The sequence below is a fragment of the Paracoccus sp. L-17 genome, assembly GCF_056857655.1.
On record NZ_JBSXNM010000024.1, the window covers coordinates 56,577 to 71,372 of the forward strand.

15 protein-coding genes and 2 pseudogenes are annotated in these 14,796 nt (G+C 60.8%); 10 read left to right on the forward strand and 7 right to left on the reverse strand.

The features are described 5' to 3' along the window. Positions 1 to 78: 78 nt before the first annotated feature. The 4 genes from AC13CR_RS02520 to AC13CR_RS02535 form a co-directional block, all read right to left on the reverse strand. Entirely contained in the window at positions 79 to 1,695 is a 1,617-nt protein-coding gene (locus AC13CR_RS02520; protein WP_482900664.1) for an ISL3 family transposase, read from the reverse strand. Positions 1,696 to 2,219: 524 nt separating this feature from the next. Further along, positions 2,220 to 2,342 (reverse strand): hypothetical protein, encoded by a 123-nt coding sequence (locus AC13CR_RS02525; protein WP_482900625.1) that lies wholly within the window; start codon positions 2,340 to 2,342, stop codon positions 2,220 to 2,222. Then, positions 2,339 to 2,659, reverse strand: a complete 321-nt coding sequence (locus AC13CR_RS02530) for a hypothetical protein (protein ID WP_482900626.1) — start codon at positions 2,657 to 2,659, stop codon at positions 2,339 to 2,341. The genes AC13CR_RS02525 and AC13CR_RS02530 overlap by 4 nt, the downstream gene beginning before the upstream one ends. Positions 2,660 to 2,954: 295 nt before the next feature. Continuing rightward, entirely contained in the window at positions 2,955 to 4,586 is a 1,632-nt protein-coding gene (locus AC13CR_RS02535) for a 4-hydroxyphenylacetate 3-hydroxylase family protein (protein ID WP_482900627.1), read from the reverse strand. Between the two features lie 15 nt (positions 4,587 to 4,601). Here AC13CR_RS02535 and AC13CR_RS02540 point away from each other — a divergent pair, with 15 nt between their 5' ends. Together AC13CR_RS02540 and AC13CR_RS02545 are read left to right on the forward strand one after the other, a co-directional pair. After that, a complete protein-coding gene (locus AC13CR_RS02540; protein WP_482900628.1) occupies positions 4,602 to 5,243 on the forward strand; it encodes a TetR family transcriptional regulator in 642 nt (213 codons plus the stop codon). Further along, positions 5,230 to 5,763, forward strand: a complete 534-nt coding sequence (locus AC13CR_RS02545; RefSeq protein WP_482900629.1) for an isochorismatase family protein — start codon at positions 5,230 to 5,232, stop codon at positions 5,761 to 5,763. Before AC13CR_RS02540 ends, AC13CR_RS02545 begins: the two co-directional genes overlap by 14 nt. A gap of 189 nt (positions 5,764 to 5,952) precedes the next feature. Here the strand turns inward: AC13CR_RS02545 and AC13CR_RS02550 are convergent, their stop codons facing one another. After that, positions 5,953 to 6,531 carry a recombinase family protein gene (locus tag AC13CR_RS02550; RefSeq protein ID WP_482900630.1) on the reverse strand — a complete coding sequence of 193 codons (579 nt, stop codon included), beginning with the start codon at positions 6,529 to 6,531 and terminating at the stop codon, positions 5,953 to 5,955. Positions 6,532 to 6,725: 194 nt separating this feature from the next. Between AC13CR_RS02550 and AC13CR_RS02555 the strand changes: the two genes are divergently transcribed. From AC13CR_RS02555 to AC13CR_RS02570, 4 genes and pseudogenes are all read left to right on the forward strand, one after another. After that, complete coding sequence (locus AC13CR_RS02555) at positions 6,726 to 6,995, forward strand: hypothetical protein (protein ID WP_482900631.1); 270 nt, start codon at positions 6,726 to 6,728, stop codon at positions 6,993 to 6,995. After that, on the forward strand, positions 6,992 to 8,317 hold the full coding sequence (locus tag AC13CR_RS02560; RefSeq protein ID WP_482900632.1) for a serine hydrolase domain-containing protein: 1,326 nt from the start codon (positions 6,992 to 6,994) through the stop codon (positions 8,315 to 8,317). Before AC13CR_RS02555 ends, AC13CR_RS02560 begins: the two co-directional genes overlap by 4 nt. Positions 8,318 to 8,517: 200 nt before the next feature. Continuing rightward, a pseudogene (locus AC13CR_RS02565) lies at positions 8,518 to 9,936 on the forward strand (IS256 family transposase). Between the two features lie 655 nt (positions 9,937 to 10,591). Beyond that, positions 10,592 to 10,996: a single-stranded DNA-binding protein gene (locus tag AC13CR_RS02570; RefSeq protein WP_482900633.1), complete on the forward strand. Its 405-nt coding sequence runs from the start codon at positions 10,592 to 10,594 to the stop codon at positions 10,994 to 10,996. 164 nt (positions 10,997 to 11,160) lie between these two features. Here AC13CR_RS02570 and AC13CR_RS02575 read toward each other — a convergent pair whose 3' ends face one another. Continuing rightward, positions 11,161 to 12,021: a LysR family transcriptional regulator gene (locus AC13CR_RS02575; RefSeq protein ID WP_482900634.1), complete on the reverse strand. Its 861-nt coding sequence runs from the start codon at positions 12,019 to 12,021 to the stop codon at positions 11,161 to 11,163. 156 nt (positions 12,022 to 12,177) lie between these two features. Between AC13CR_RS02575 and AC13CR_RS02580 the strand changes: the two genes are divergently transcribed. After that, positions 12,178 to 12,897: a putative quinol monooxygenase gene (locus AC13CR_RS02580; RefSeq protein WP_482900635.1), complete on the forward strand. Its 720-nt coding sequence runs from the start codon at positions 12,178 to 12,180 to the stop codon at positions 12,895 to 12,897. 85 nt (positions 12,898 to 12,982) lie between these two features. On the opposite strand, the pseudogene AC13CR_RS02585 reads toward AC13CR_RS02580, so the two are convergent. Further along, positions 12,983 to 13,177 (reverse strand): annotated as a pseudogene (locus AC13CR_RS02585) (transposase); the annotation flags it as partial. A gap of 75 nt (positions 13,178 to 13,252) precedes the next feature. Between AC13CR_RS02585 and AC13CR_RS02590 the strand changes: the two are divergent. The 3 genes from AC13CR_RS02590 (at position 13,253) to AC13CR_RS02600 (ending at position 14,787) form a co-directional block, all read left to right on the forward strand. Next, on the forward strand, positions 13,253 to 13,471 hold the full coding sequence (locus AC13CR_RS02590; RefSeq protein ID WP_482900636.1) for a YetF domain-containing protein: 219 nt from the start codon (positions 13,253 to 13,255) through the stop codon (positions 13,469 to 13,471). Between the two features lie 259 nt (positions 13,472 to 13,730). Further along, the gene (locus tag AC13CR_RS02595) at positions 13,731 to 14,123 is read left to right on the forward strand and encodes a hypothetical protein (protein WP_209059467.1); all 393 of its coding nucleotides are present in this window, start codon (positions 13,731 to 13,733) and stop codon (positions 14,121 to 14,123) included. 67 nt (positions 14,124 to 14,190) lie between these two features. Further along, on the forward strand, positions 14,191 to 14,787 hold the full coding sequence (locus tag AC13CR_RS02600) for a lytic transglycosylase domain-containing protein (RefSeq protein ID WP_482900637.1): 597 nt from the start codon (positions 14,191 to 14,193) through the stop codon (positions 14,785 to 14,787). The last annotated feature ends 9 nt before the right edge of the window (positions 14,788 to 14,796 follow it).

Genomic DNA, 14,796 nt, shown 5'->3' on the forward strand with positions numbered 1-14,796 from the left:
GGCAGGCCCCCTTCGGCCGAAGCGGCGGAAAGGATCGTCGAGGCCGCAACCGCGCTGTTTCTTGGCAAGGGCTCTGCCTCAATTTGTGTGGCGGAACGGTAGCATTCTCGCCCGCAACAATTCTGGACCGGCGCGACCATACATTGCGCGTTTGAGGGTCTTCAGGCGGTTGATCTGACCTTCTGCCTGGCCGTTGCTCCAAGGCATCTCGATGGCGTTCGTGACCGCGTCCAAGTCCCGGTTCAAGGTACGGGCAAAGCGCACGATGGGCGCCAGGTTGCTTTCAATCGCGTCGTCGATCCATGCAGGGAGCGGGTCTGCCTGGCGACCGCGAATGATACCATTGAACCGCATGGCGAGGCTGCGCATCGTTGCGAAGGCGGGAGAACCGGCCTTGAGCGCGTCGACTTTCCGCACCTGATCCGGGGTGAGCTTTCCGCGGGGTTTAACGCACAGGGCAGCCGCGATGACCGGGGAAATCGCGTGCCCCGTTTCCGGGTCCCGGACTGGCTTAAGTATCGCGTGCTCTACCTTGGGGTCGGTCGCTTGCTGTTCGGCTCTGCGCCAACCCGCCAGCAACCGCTGCAAATGCGTTTGACTCCCCTCGTAACCACGCTCTTGGATCAGACGGAACAGGGCGCTTCCAGTTCGAATGCCGTCCTTCCAGGATTGCCTCAGAAACTTTTCAAAATACCATGGGGAAGTCCGCTTCAAAGCGGCCCGCCTGCGGTCTGGCGGCGTCTCGAACTGCAGCCATTTCGCGATGCTGCGACGCGGAAACCCGGTTCGCCGCCCGATCTCGCTGCAGGAAAGCCCCTGATTTCGGAGCGCATGGATGGTGGTGAAAATCTCTTCCCGAGACGTCCTGTGCGCAAGGCGTGACTTCAGAAGCCTGCCGGCTGCGGTGATATTGTCTGCGTCGGACAGCAGCGCCCTGCCGGTCGCACGGCCGTGGAGGTTCATTTGCTCCTCGATGGCCTGCCGCAGGTTTTGCACGATATGGAACCGGTCAGCGACCTGCTTCGCCTGCGGTGCCCCTTGCCGTGCGGCCTGGGCGTAGAGACCACACCGATCTCTGCTGATCACCTCAAGCTCAGGATGACGCCTCAGCCAGTCGGTGCAGGTGACGACATCTCGATCCTCGAGAATGTCGATCACCACGCGACGCTCCAGATCCACAATGATCGTGCCGTAGGTTTGCGACTTCCGCCAGCTCCAGTCGTCGATCCCGATGACCGTTGGCGCCTCGCCGGCGCCGTGAGCACACTGCTTCAGATGCCTGAGCACCGTGTCATCGCTGACCCCAAGGCCCAAACGATGCAACAACCTCTCGGCAGGTCGTCCGCCGGTCGCATGCCCCAGATGACTGACAATCTCCCCGACACGCGAAGTCCGACGTGCAAATGGATGCGCAATCGAGGCGATCTGGTCCGAGAAAGTCCGGCGTGGGCAAGCGGGTGCCTGACATCGCCAACGGCAAATCGCGAGATCAACCGTTACCTTGTTTCCATGCGCGGGATAATCCTGAAGCCGCCGACGCCGCCAGCCGTGACGTCGGCGTGAATGGAATCCACAGTCTGGGCAGATGCCGTTGGGCGCCAAGACGCCGAATACAAGCCACCCGCCGCGTTCACTTCGCTCCACGCTTTGAACGGCAACATCGATCCCGGGTGACCAGTGCTTCTTCGAACCCACAACTATCCCTCCTGAATTTTCCAGTTTCAGGATAGTTGCGCCACACAAAGTGAGGCAGAGCCACTTTAAGGGCAACGCGACACCTACCTTTTCTATCAGACCAGTGGGCGGCGCAGTCACGACCGATGGGTCGGCAGCTGCAGCCTGCCGGACGGCAAGGATCTTGCCGGTGTCATGATTGCGCAGGGCGTGTGCCGACGATACTGGTGATTCCACCTTGAGCTGCATCCTTTGCCCGTGAATTCCGGAGTGCATTCCGTGAATCGGATTATGATCCTGATCAACGTGCTTGGCGCCTGCGCTGCGGCCGTTGAGACAGCGCCGACGGAGAACACCCGCACGTTCACCTAGCGCAGTCAGGAAGTCATGGTGAGCTGGATGCAGCGCAGCTCGGCCCTGGTGATGACACCCTGTGAAGGAGCAGCGACGCTTACACTACCGGCCGGCATGGCCCTGACCACGGAGGAGGCGCAGCGGCTGATGCCCCGGGCCACCGGCTGCACGATCCGCAAGGAGGTGGTCGGCTACGGCAAATCCGGGACTGGCGACACCATCACGTTGCCGATGGACTGCTTAACGGTGCCGGCAAGGGCTGGCAGCGAGACGACATGGATCGTGCGCCAGCCCGTATGCGCGAGCATTTTCACTCCGGGTCAGCATCTGGTGCAACCTCTTCCGTCAGTCCCATCTCGTCGGCCCGTTTCCAAAACGTTTCGTGCTGTGCGGAAACCTCTCGGGCACGGTCAAAAGCATCCTGCCGCGCGACGTCGAGGCAAGCGATGTAGGGCCCGACTTCCGAAAAATACCGCTCGAAATCTTCTGCCACCAGGTCACCATATTCCCCGAAAGCTGCGTCGTCGGCCGGCACGAAGGGCTCTTCCGGCGGGATGCAGAGCGGCGCCTGCGCAAATGCCGGGTGAATGGACAAAAGCAGGATCGCGGCTGCCGCCATTTCAGATTTCATGATCCGTGCCCTGCCCTTTGGCGCTCGCTGAGCCCGATCAGGCTGCGGATCAGGTGTAACTCGCCCAGGCGATAGCGGTCGGTTATGGCTGTGGATTTCTACGCTAGATGGCACGGTTCTGCTGGCGCTATTTGTCAGCGACCTTGCTTAAAGCCGCAACTGAAAGCCCCCGAACAGGTAAGGTGGCAGGATCGATGCGAGGAGCCCTAAGCTGCCCTTTCATACTTGGTTGCGCGCCGCAAGACGGCGTCCTCATCGTGCATTCATCATTGCCAGGGACCAATCTCACCAGAGATCAGTCAGACCTTTCCGTTGCCAAGGAAGAGGCGGCCGTCCCTGAAGGCGGTGTCAGTTCAGGCGTTTCGCATCCTATTGTGCAGCATCTGCCCGGCTGCTTGCTCACCCGCCGCCCGTCGTTGAGGAGGCCACGGTCGAGCAGGCTCTCGACCAGTTCCACCTTCTCCATCACCGGATAGTTGCGCCAGATCTCGCGCTTCATTGCTTCGGGCGAACCGCCGCCATGGAGCGAGATCACCGAATACCAGCCTGCCTCGTGCGAAACCGTCAGATCCTCGATAAAACGGGCAACCTCTACGCGCTGCTCGAAGGGGATGTCGGCGCGCCCACCCATCACCGCGGCGATCGAGGCGGTGGTCTCGGGGTTGTGGTCCTCGTCCGGTCCTGGCAGCGCGACGATCAGCCCCCCCGAAACATAATGGGCGACGCGGTGCATGTCGTAGATCTTCGTGGCCAGCAGCAGCTTGCCAATGTTGGAAAACACCGCATCCGGCATGACTGACCCGGCCGCATCCTTTGTGCAATGGACCGAAGACGCCACCCCGCAGGCATAGAAGCTTTCGGTAATGGTGATCAGTTCCACCATCTCATCGCGGATATGCCCGTGACGGTCCGCGTCGAGTCCGTTGGCCTCGATCATCAGCGCCCCGGCCCCGATCAGCAGATCGCCGAAGCCCGCTCTCGCACCAATGCAGGAATGGCGGTGATGGGTTGCATAGGAGGTCGTCAGGAAGCCGCCCTCCTCGGTCTCGCCCGCGAGAAACACGCGGTCATGGGGCACGAAGACGTCATCGAAGACCACCATCGCCACGGCCTGGCCGTATTTCGCCGAGAACTTCGCCGCCGCGTTGCCTGGCTGGCCCGCCGGCCGCGAGATGATCGTCACGCCCGGCGCGTCACAGGGAACGGCGCAGCAGACGGCAAAGGCGCTGTCCTCCGGCATGTGCGTGCGACATGGCATGACGAGGAATTCGTGCATGTAGGGCGCGCCTGTTACGATGGCCTTGGTGCCCCGGATGACGATGCCGTCCTTCCGGCGCTCCGTGATGTGGACATAGACATCCGGGTTCACCTGCTTGCCCGGACGCAGGGACCGGTCGCCCTTGGCGTCAGTCATCGCGACCCCTAGCGTCAGGTCGCGGTCCTGAATGTCGTGAAGATAGGCCAGGAACCGCTGGCCGTAGTCGGTGCCATGGTTGGCATCGATCAGGTGCGTTGCCTGCCAGAGTCCGTTCAGCGCATCATGCGTGAGGTAGCGCTGCGCGCAGCCGGAAGTCCTGCAGACCAGCCGCACGGCCTCAAGCTTGTCGAGCAGGTCCTGCGAGGTCTCGTTGATGTGCAGCATCCGGTTGACGGTCTTGCCGGAGGTGCCCTGCCGGGCCGTCATGATGCGCGCGTGCTGTTCCTGTAGGGCGAAGTCGTAGGTGACACCCACACCGGCGATGCCGGGCGCCAGCAGCGGCTCATCGGCGACGCTTTCAACGGCCTGACCGCTGACGAAGACGCGGGGTTTGTAGGCCCGGAGCGAGTCCCGGTAGTCGGCAGCTGACATCAGCATGATGATTCCCTCCGGATTGTTTAGAATATCGAACGCTGTTAGATTAATGAACAGTGTTAGAATATCTGTCAAGGATGATAGGAGGGCATGGTGGCGGAGCGTCAAACCCGGCGGACAGCGGTTAGCGAACGCAAGCGCGCGTTGATCCTCGAAGCCGCGCGCCAGGTCTTTGCCGAAGAGGGGCTGGACGGGGCGAGCCTGCGGGCTATCGCGGTCAGGGCCGGATACACGCCCGCTGCGCTCTATTTTCACTTCGACTCCAAGGAGGCGATGTATGCCGAGGTGCTGCATGGCTCGCTAGTGTCCCTGGGTGCCGCGGTCGAGGGAAGCGTCGCCGGGGCGAAGACTCCGCAGCAGCACCTAAAGGCCGCTGCGATGGCCTTCTTCCGGTTCTATGCCGAGAACCCGCGGGATCTGGACCTAGGCTTCTACCTGTTTCGCGGCGGCATGAAGCCGGCAGGACTGGGACGCAAGCGTGACGAGCGGCTGAACGCAGCGCTCGAAGCCGCCCTGCGGCCAATTGCCGAGGCCGCTTTGGCACTTGGTGCCTCAGCGGAGCGCGCCAATCTGCTGATGGTGGATTGCTTCGCCCATGCGACGGGGCTTCTGCTGCTACTCCATACCGGCCGCATCCGCATGTTCGGAGCCTCGGCGCCCGAGTTGATGGAGGTTTACGTCGATGAGCGCGTCGAGCGGCTTGTGGAAGGACAGGACCATGATGACCATTGATCCCGCACGCTCCCTACTTCTCGTCATCGACTTCCAAGTGCGCCTGATGCCTGCGATCCATGAGGGCGAGCTGGCGGTCCGCAATGCGCGGCGGCTGACCGACGCTGCAGCGCTGATGGGCATCCCGTGCCTCTTCACCGAACAGAACGCCAAGGGTCTCGGCCCGACAGTCGACGAGCTTATGGTCCCGCAAGATCGACTGGTTCACAAGCAGTTCTTCGATGCCTGCCGCGAGGAGGGCTTTCTCGCTCGCATCCCCGCAGACGCCCATGTCGTCGTACTCGGATGCGAGGCGCATGTCTGTGCACTACAGACGGTGCTGGGCTTGCTCGCGGCCTCACGGAAGACCTGGGTTGTGCGCGACGCGCTTGGCTCGCGCCATCCCGAGAATAAGGAGACTGCTCTGCGCCGTATGGAGCGCCACGGCGCCGAGATCGTCACGACCGAGATGGTGGTCTTTGAATGGTTGCAGAGCGCCGGCAACCCGCAGTTCCGGCAGTCCGCGGCATTGATCAAGTGACTGAACTGTATAGAAAAATTGAGTAGAGGGTCGGGGCTGGCCAAGGCACCGCATTATCAGCGCTGCAAAGGAAAACGGGATGCCGCATTAAGTGTGGATTGCCAATGCTGACATATTTATTCGGCAGGCGCAGCGAACGTCCGCTTCGTCCTGCATCCCAGCCGTTGCGCCTTGCTCTTTGGATGACCGCTATGGGTTTGTATCGTTTTTCGGTTCGCCATTTCTCAGGGCAGCGTACAAAGCGGACTTGCCGACTTTCACGCGTGCGGCGGCCTCGCGGACGTTGAGGCCGGTCGCAATTAGATGGCGGGCACGTGCGACCCTTTCCAGAGTGGCGGCCATCGGCCGGCCCCCCTTTCGCCCCCTTGCTGCCGCCGCCGTGAGCCCTGCGTTCGTCCGTTTACGGATCAGATCGCGCTCGAACTGATCAAGGGCGCCGAAAATGTGGAAGACGAGCCGCCCGGTGGGGGTTGTGGTGTCGATGTTCTCGGTCAGCGACCGGAACCCCACGCTGCGATCTTCCAGGTCGGCGACGGTCTGAAGCAGATGCGTCATAGACCGGCCGAGGCGGTCGAGTTTCCAGACCACGAGAATGTCGCCCTCCCGCAGGAACGATAGAGCCGCGTTGAGCCCGGGGCGCTCGGTCCTGGCGCCTGATACTCCGTGATCCTCGAAAGTGCGGGTTGCTCCGGCAGCATGGAGAGCGTCGAGCTGAAGGGTGAGATCCTCTTCGGCGGTTGAGACGCGGGCGTAGCCAATTAGGGACATGGGTCCCGGCGGAAAACTGTGCGCCGGGGCATCCGACACACTCCATTTGTCCGCAAAGCCGTCCAGAAATCAAGTTGTCCAGCTACCCGCTGCTGGGATAATTTTCGGACAGACTCTATGATCTTCCATAAAGCACTTGAGCGATGACCTGAACAGGCGGATGCTCTTGTTGTTTCTCGCCAAAGGATCCGGCCATGTCAGATCCCGGATTTGCTTCCTCGAAGGCTCTCGCGCGTTTCCGGCTCCTGCAGCCTTATCTGGAGCAGGATATTCCATTGGCCCTCATGGCGGTCGTGTGCGGCATTGCGGAATGCACCTTGCATCGCTTGCTGGCGGCTTGGCGCGCCCATGGCATTGGAGGTCTTGAACTGCACGGCGCAGTGATGCCGGAGTTGCGCGCAGACTTGCGTTCAGATCAATCGAAGGTAATTAAGGAGCGCCGTACAGGGAGGAAAATCACATGAAGCCAATGATGGGTTTGGCAATCTGGAGTACTGCGGTGCTCTCGGCTGCCGGGGTATGGGCACAAGCCCTTCCGACCGCCGAGCCAAGTGCGGTGGGTATGTCTTCTGAACGCCTGGATCGGATCGAGGCGACCTTTGAAGCCGAAGTTGAACGCGGGGAGCTTCCAGGCGCCGTTATCATGGTCGCTCGGGATGGCCAACTGGTTTACTCGGCGGCAGTAGGCGAACTTGCCCCAGAGGCCGATACCGATATGGTCGATGACGCGATCTTCCGCATCTACTCGATGACCAAACCGCTGACCTCCGTCGCCGCCCTGATCCTCATGGAGGAAGGCAAGCTGCAGCTTGCAGATCCGGTGCAGAAGTTCCTGCCCGAGTTCGAAGGGCTAGAGGTCAGTGCCGGCGACGATGCGGGGCAGGGGGCCGAGCCCACCGACCGCCCAATGACGGTTCAGGATCTGCTGCGGCACACGTCGGGCCTCGCCTATGGCGAACTGACCCAGAACGAGGCTGTCAAGGCTGCCTATGCCGAAGCCGGATCCTTCAATCCCGATGGCATGGCCTTCGACGCTCGCGCACTTTCCGGCGACGAACAGGTGGCGGCCCTGGGCCGCGCACCCCTTGCGCGGCAGCCCGGGAGCCAGTGGGAGTACAGTCTATCGACAGACGTGCTTGGCCGGGTTGTCGAACGCGTCTCTGGCCAGCGGCTTGGAGACTTCCTGGAGGAGCGCGTCTTTGGCCCCCTGCAGATGCAGGACAGCGGCTTTCACGTGCCCCAGAACGCTGCAGCGCGGCTTGCCGAACCCTTCGCCATCGATCCGGAAAGCGGTGAGCCATTGCCGATGATCGACGTGAGCCAGCGGCCCGCCAATGACTCCGGTGGCGCAGGGGCGGTCTCCTCTGCCGGGGACTACCTTCGCTTTGCGCAGATGCTCGCCAATGGCGGCGAACTTGACGGGGTGCGGATCCTGAGCCCCTCCACAGTGCGCCTCATGGCCTCCGACCATCTTGGGGAGATCGATCCGGGCGCAGGGCCCGGTCAGCTCCTAATAGGATCACCAGGATACACCTTTGGCCTTGGCGTGATGGTTCGCGAGCAAGACGGCATTGCCAGCGTCCCCGGTGCTGAAGGCCAGTTCATGTGGGCGGGCTACGGCGGGACCTATTTCTGGGTCGATCCGGAGTACAATCTTGTGACTGTGTTGATGTCCCAACGCGCCGGTCCGAGTCGTGCGTATTACCGTCGCCACGTGATGCAACTGGTCTATCAGGCGATCACTGACGAGGTACAAACTGAAGCTCAGGAGACCGCCCTCCAGTAAAGTACATCACGCTGACCTCAGCGGTTAAAGCAACAATCATCGCTGAGGTCTCGCATTTGAAGTGCCGCGTTAGGACGGATAACCGATTTTCAGGCTGCCTCTGTCATAGTCGGCCAGATGAGCCAGCAGAACCCTGCCATAAGGTGTTTGATCCCACGATTTGATGGTGTGGTCCTTTCACAGTAATGGAAGGAAGCCCTATGGGACAAGTTCGTCATGGAAGCGCCACGACCACGTACGCCGTCAGAGCAGCAATACAGCGATCGCAAGCTTCGCTCGTGACGTTGAGCCGGGAGCTCGGGATCAATCCCACGACGGTTGCGAAGTGGCGCAAACGGCAGACTGTCGATGATCTTTAGACCGGTCCAAAGGAGCCCCGTTCGACGGTCCTCACGGGGTCTGAGGAGGCGGCCATCGTCGCATTTCGGCGCCATAAGCTGCTACCGCTTGATGACTGTCTCTATGCCCTCCAGCCGTCTATCCCGCACCTGACGCGATCAGCGCTGCATCGATGCCTGCAGCGGCATGGAATCTCGCGCCTGCCTGACGTCGAGGGCGACAAGCCGAAGCGGTCGAAGTTCAAACGCTATCGAGAGCGCGCTCTCGATACCCGTTTGGGCACGCTGAACCTGCGGGTGCCGAAGCTGCGGCAGGGCAGCTACTTTCCGGGCTTCCTTGAGGCCCGCAAGACATTGGAGCAGGCCTTGGTCGTCGTCATACAGGAGGCATGGATCGGCGGCGTCTCCACCCGTCGCGTCGACGAACTGGTGCAGGCGATGGGGCTGAGCGGCATCTCGAAGAGCACCGTTTCGAAGCTGTGCAAAGACATAGACGAGCGCGTCGGCGAGTTTTTGAACCGCCCATTGACCGGCGAGTGGCCCTATGTTTGGCTGGACGCCACCTACCTCAAGGTGCGCCAGGGTGGCCGGATCGTGCCGGTCGCGGCGATAATCGCTGTGGCCGCGAACACCGAGGGCCGTCGCGAAATCATTGGCCTGGCGATCGGCCCGTCCGAAGCCGAGACGTTCTGGACTGAGTTCTTGCGCTCATTGCGTGCCCGAGGCCTTGGCGGGGTCAGGCTGGTGATCAGTGATGCCCATACCGGCCTCAAGGCAGCCATCGCCCGTGTGCTCGAGGCCACATGGCAGCGGTGCCGCGTTCACTGGATCAGGAATGCCCTCGCGCATGTCTCGCGCGGCCAGCACACCGTCGTTGCCGCCGCGATCCGGCAGGCATTCGACCAGCCCGACCGCGCCCATGCGGGCGAAACCTGGCGCAAGGTGTCCGAACAGTTGCGCCCGCGTTGGCCGAAGCTGGCCGATCTCATGGAAGCCAGCGAGCACGAAGTGCTGGCCTATATGTCCTTCCCGCGACAGCACCGCACCAAGCTGCACTCCACGAACCCCATCGAACGCCTGAACAAGGAGGTGAAGCGGCGCGCCGATGTCGTCGGGATCTTCCCGAACGAGGCATCTATCATGCGCCTGATCGGTGCCGTGCTGTTCGAAGCCAACGACGAATGGCAGACCTCGAGCCGCTACATGATGGTCGAGGCCTTCGCCCAGATCGACAAGGAGGAAATAGACCCCATTCTCAGCATAACTACAAAAGCCGCCTGATCATGCCCTCAGGCCATCGGGGAATTTACACCAGCTTGACGGACGTGACCTCCGCGCTGCCTCAGCGCTTGATTGTAGCTATGCCAGTTGGTGGTCTTGTACGGCGCCGGTCTGCTCATGGCCGCCAGCTTTCATGCTGGATTCGCGCAGTGAATCCCCCGCCGCATTTGCGCAACAAGGCCTGAGCGACAGTGCCTCGAGATTGAAATTAGCCATTGGGCCCTCGTGTCCTGAATGATGGGTCCGGGATAACCGTCAGTTCGCAACATCGCAACTCCTACGGATGTCACCGCGATAGGGCAGGGGGGTGAGGTTGGCTTGAGCCGCTGGGTCGATACCTTCGAAAATGCTTCAACCCCGTTGCCTTGGCCAAGAAGGCCGAGTTCAGCGAGAGCCCCAGGTCGCCCCTATCCCCGGTGCCATCCCTTCGACTGACAATCCCCTAAGCCTGTTCGGCCTCTGGCGCGCAACCCCGCGTCAGTCCGGGCCGTGTTGGCTAGCGTTTCTGAGGAAATGCGTCACCTGCCCGCTCCACCCCGGCCATCTGGAGGTTTCCGGTCGCCGTTCCGTCTCCCGTGCACGCCCCAGCCGACAGGCTTTTTCCGGGTCTTGTCGAAGGGACGGTCCCAGGGACAGAAAACACAGGAGCTACAAAATGCAGAACATCGTCATCCTCGCTGGCAACATCGGTCAAAAGCCCGAAGTGCGCTCGACCCAAAGCGGCACGAAGATCACCAACTTCACCCTGGCCACCTCGCGGCCGCGCCTCTCGGAAGGGCGCGTGATGCGCGACGAGAACGGCTACCGGGTGATGGACACCGAATGGCACCGCATCACCTGCTTCAACGGTCTCGGCAAGACCGTCGCAGAGCACTGCGAAAAGGGCATGAAGGTCCTCGTGCACGGCCGCATCCACTACACCAAGTGGACCGACGCCACCGGCACCGATCGCTACGGCTGCGAGATCATCGCCGAGAAGGTCGACTTCCTGAGCCGCTCCAAATCGGCCGAGAACGAAAACCCTGAGCTGGTCGACCGCGACGACGAGATCCCGTTCTGAAAAGAACGGGGTCTCCCCCTCGGGCCCGGCGGGGAAACCCGCCGGGTTCCGTCGTTTTCGGCCCCAGAGCTGCCGTTCGACTTCATTGCAACGAAGGTCCACCTGGAGCCCAAAGTACCAGTTACTGCACTATGCGCGAATGTCGGCCATCAATGATACTACGCCTACACACGCGCAATCTCACGGATCAGATCATTTGTCTCTGGCCTCGTCGTTTGGTGCCGATAACGAAGAGCAGAAACAGTTCGCGAAATTTCAAGGCCGTCGATGGGTATCGAAACGAGGCCGCTGTCTGCTGGAATTGCCGTGGTTGGCAAAATCACCGCGCCTAATCCCTGCCGCGCGAGTTCGACTAACCAATCCACGCGATTTGACCGATAGGCCGCGTAGAGTTCGTGACCTTGGTCTGCACATGCCCCATGCAACGCATCCCGCATTTCGCAATTGGGTCGATCGAGCATGTCAGTTTCAGCGAGTGTCGAAAGAGAAATAGCGTCTCGTTCAGACAACGGGTGCGACTTGGACACCACAACCTTGTAGGACTCGTCATAGAGCTGGTCTATTCGATAGAGTTCTTCACTGACCGTCGTCGCTGTGACAACGACGTCAAATTCACCCTCTCGCAATCCGGCCAGAAGCTTGGAGGCAGACGCCACGATCAACTCTATTTCGGCTTGCGGCAATCGTGTACGGAAGCGTTCCACGGCGGCTGAAATCCGGTTGTGACCAATCGTTTCGCCAACACCGACAGAAATAGGAACCCGCGCTAGTCGCGTGTGGCGGACGGCTTCTGCCTTAGCTGCCTGCGTTTCGTCATGCGCTTTCTGTAGCCTTGGCTGCATGAGTTTTCCGAGTGCCGTCAACCTGCATCCCGCGCGGTCCCTGACAAACAGATCACCCCCGAGCTCGTGTTCAAGCTTCTTGATCGCGGTCGTCAGGGACGGTTGGGAAACATTTGAGGCGCTAGCGGCATGGGTGAAGTTGCGATGCTGGCAGACAGCCAAAAAATACCTGATCTGGTTCATCTCCACTGCCACAGTCTCCGTCACTTTCCGCCATGAGGTTCACCATAGCACATGTCTATCAAAGAATAGAAGTTCGGGATTGGTGCCTGAGGCATTCGGCATGGGAAAAGGGTGCATCGAAACCAGACACACCAACCTCTCAATCAGGAGGCGACCATGAAAGCCCAAATTCTCAAGACACTCGCCGCTTTGGCCTTGATCACGACATCTGCAGCCGCACAGGAAACCCCAATGGAAAATCACACTGCCAGCTACATCGCCATGCCCGCTGCTGAAGGCCAGACCGAAGCATTCGCCGAATTTCTGGCCGGAGCCGCCCCGATTGTCGCGGACACCGAACCAGGCACTTTGCTTTGGTTTGCCTTGCAAGCCGAAGATACGCTCGCGATCTTTGATATCTTCGTGGATGAAGAAGCGCGCAATGCGCATTTCTCCGGCGCCGTGGCCGCGGCTTTGAACCAAAATGCCGACGCGCTGGTCGCCGGAGGCTGGGACGATGGTGTTGTCGCGAACATCAACAATTCCGATGTCTTGTCGATGAGGGAACCGGTTGATCTCTACTCGGCCACGACAGCCACGTACATCTCGCTCGAAGCAGCACCCGGCAAAGGGCCGGAATTGGCAGCCTTGCTGACCGCAGCTGGTCCCATCGTCGAAGAAACCGAACCCGGCACATTGTTCTGGGCGGCGCTGCAGATTGACGAAACATCCTTCGCAATCTTCGACATCTTCACCAACAATGCTGGCCGTGAAGCACACTTTGCCGGTCAAGTCGCCGGGCTGCTGAACAAACGGGCAGCGGAGTTGGTCGCTGGCGGGTGGGACGACGGTGTGGTCGCTAACGTCCACAACTTCGACATCCTCGCCATCAAGTAACGCGATGTGACAGGAACAAGAGGCGCCTGGTGCAACGCATCAGGCGCTTTGCCGAACGAATTTAGGGTCAGGACTCGTTCTTGTTTCATAGCCAGAACATGACGGTAGCGGCGAGAGCAACGGCCGAGTGGAAGACCTTCGGGCATCTATCGTAGCGTGTTGCGACCCGGCGCCAGTCCTTCAGCCGCCCGAACATGATCTCGATCCTGTTGCGTCGTTTGTAGCTGCGTTTGTCGTGCTTGATGGGTTTGCCGCGCGACTTCCGGCCGGGAATGCAGGGAGTAGCCGTCACAAGGGCCGCAGTTCTCGATGGTCGGCTGACCGTCGCAAACAGAAAACGCCCCGCAGGACCCCCATGTTCTGTCCACTCCCCACACAGATTGAGGCAGAGCCCTTAAATGCGGTACGCGCAACTCGCGTGGCCGAGGAAGATCTGATCGCCAAGTTGCGCGAGGCTAATGTTTTGGATCTGGCATCGGTCCGCGCTGCCGTGCTGGAGACTACCGGTGATATTTCGGTCTTGCACGGGGATCATATGGATAGGCAGATATTGAAGGGCGTGGGAGATCCGTGAAGTGACGTCCCGGTGCGTGGTGTAGATGTCGGTGGCCAGTGGGTTTTTCCGTAGGGTCGGGTCGCTGAACCCACCTGAAGCGAGGGATACCCTAAAGGTCACCTTCCCAGCTTCTGCGGCTTGAAAACGCCTGAGCAATAAACGTAACAACGATAAAGCAACGGCAGGTGACCATTTATCATTTCACCTACTTGAAATGCAGATACTTAATTTGATAGTCTGGCGCAGACGCGTCAGACAACTTTCTGGAGCGCGTCGCATGACCAACCAAGTACAGGTTAGCAACGAGGTGCTCACCCTTGAGATGTGTAGAGAGAGGTTGCTGGAAGGGTGGGAGCTGCACGTTGTCTGTGCGGAGGACCCCGTCCCGGCTCAGAACACTGTCCGAGGCTCATGGTATCTCGTCGCTGTCGAGCCGGAAACGGGTCGCTTCGGCGTCGTGGTCACACAGCGGGACCTGTACCGGGAGCGACGTCGGGCGGAGCAGTCTGGAACAACACTCGATCCATCAGATTACGCATACAAAGAGATCAAGACCACGACCGGGCTCTTTAACGCTCAAACTGATCTGGGCATTACTGCAACCGTCATTCCCGGATCGAAAGGCGTCACCATGGTCGCTCAACTGTCCCCAAGCACCGAGCGGCCATAATCGTGAATATTCGGGAAATCGTTCTGGCACCCTGAAGCCACTATCCCGCCGTGCTCTCCTTGCATCCTTGCTGGCGACGCCCCTTGCGGCCGGCGCCGATGTCCTCTCTGAGACCCGCGGCTTCGTCCTGAACGCCGGCGCGGCCCGTGATATCTTCGCGCGCCCCGAGGACGATCCCGAATACTCCCGGACAGCAAGTGACGAGCCAGCACTGATCCGCTCGATGCTGGTCCCCACCGAGGCGCCAGTGTCCATCCGGGACATGGTGACGGCAGCCGCAGCACGGTACGCATCCCATCCTGCGATCCGCGCCGCAGGCTTCTCGCCCCGGCATTGGGACGCCTACTTCCACTCGATGATCCAGGTCGAAAGCGGGTTCAAGGTCACCGCCTATTCCTCGGCCGGCGCGATGGGGCTTGCGCAGCTGATGCCAGGTACCGCGCGCTTTCTCGGCGTCGATCCCCGCGATCCGGTCCAGAACCTCGATGGCGGGGCGCGCTATCTGCTGATGCAACTCGGCGCTTTCGGCACGCCCGAACTCGCCCTGGCCGCCTACAACGCCGGCCCCGGTGCGGTCCGCAAGTATCGCGGCATCCCCCCCTACCGGGAAACCCGGAACCATGTCCGCAAGGTCATGGCGATCTATCGCAACCGTTTGACATAAAGGAATTGC

Bases quoted from the DNA above. Each gene is read 5' to 3' on its own strand.
- AC13CR_RS02555 (WP_482900631.1), top strand. From the start codon at position 6,726: ATGTCAGATCCCGGATTTGCTTCCTCGAAGGCTCTCGCGCGTTTCCGG.
- AC13CR_RS02590 (WP_482900636.1), top strand. From the start codon at position 13,253: ATGTTCTGTCCACTCCCCACACAGATTGAGGCAGAGCCCTTAAATGCG.
- AC13CR_RS02575 (WP_482900634.1), bottom strand. From the start codon at position 12,021: ATGAACCAGATCAGGTATTTTTTGGCTGTCTGCCAGCATCGCAACTTC.
- AC13CR_RS02570 (WP_482900633.1), top strand. From the start codon at position 10,592: ATGCAGAACATCGTCATCCTCGCTGGCAACATCGGTCAAAAGCCCGAA.
- AC13CR_RS02560 (WP_482900632.1), top strand. From the start codon at position 6,992: ATGAAGCCAATGATGGGTTTGGCAATCTGGAGTACTGCGGTGCTCTCG.
- AC13CR_RS02545 (WP_482900629.1), top strand. From the start codon at position 5,230: ATGATGACCATTGATCCCGCACGCTCCCTACTTCTCGTCATCGACTTC.
- AC13CR_RS02595 (WP_209059467.1), top strand. From the start codon at position 13,731: ATGACCAACCAAGTACAGGTTAGCAACGAGGTGCTCACCCTTGAGATG.
- AC13CR_RS02550 (WP_482900630.1), bottom strand. From the start codon at position 6,531: ATGTCCCTAATTGGCTACGCCCGCGTCTCAACCGCCGAAGAGGATCTC.
- AC13CR_RS02580 (WP_482900635.1), top strand. From the start codon at position 12,178: ATGAAAGCCCAAATTCTCAAGACACTCGCCGCTTTGGCCTTGATCACG.
- AC13CR_RS02540 (WP_482900628.1), top strand. From the start codon at position 4,602: ATGGTGGCGGAGCGTCAAACCCGGCGGACAGCGGTTAGCGAACGCAAG.
- AC13CR_RS02530 (WP_482900626.1), bottom strand. From the start codon at position 2,659: ATGAAATCTGAAATGGCGGCAGCCGCGATCCTGCTTTTGTCCATTCAC.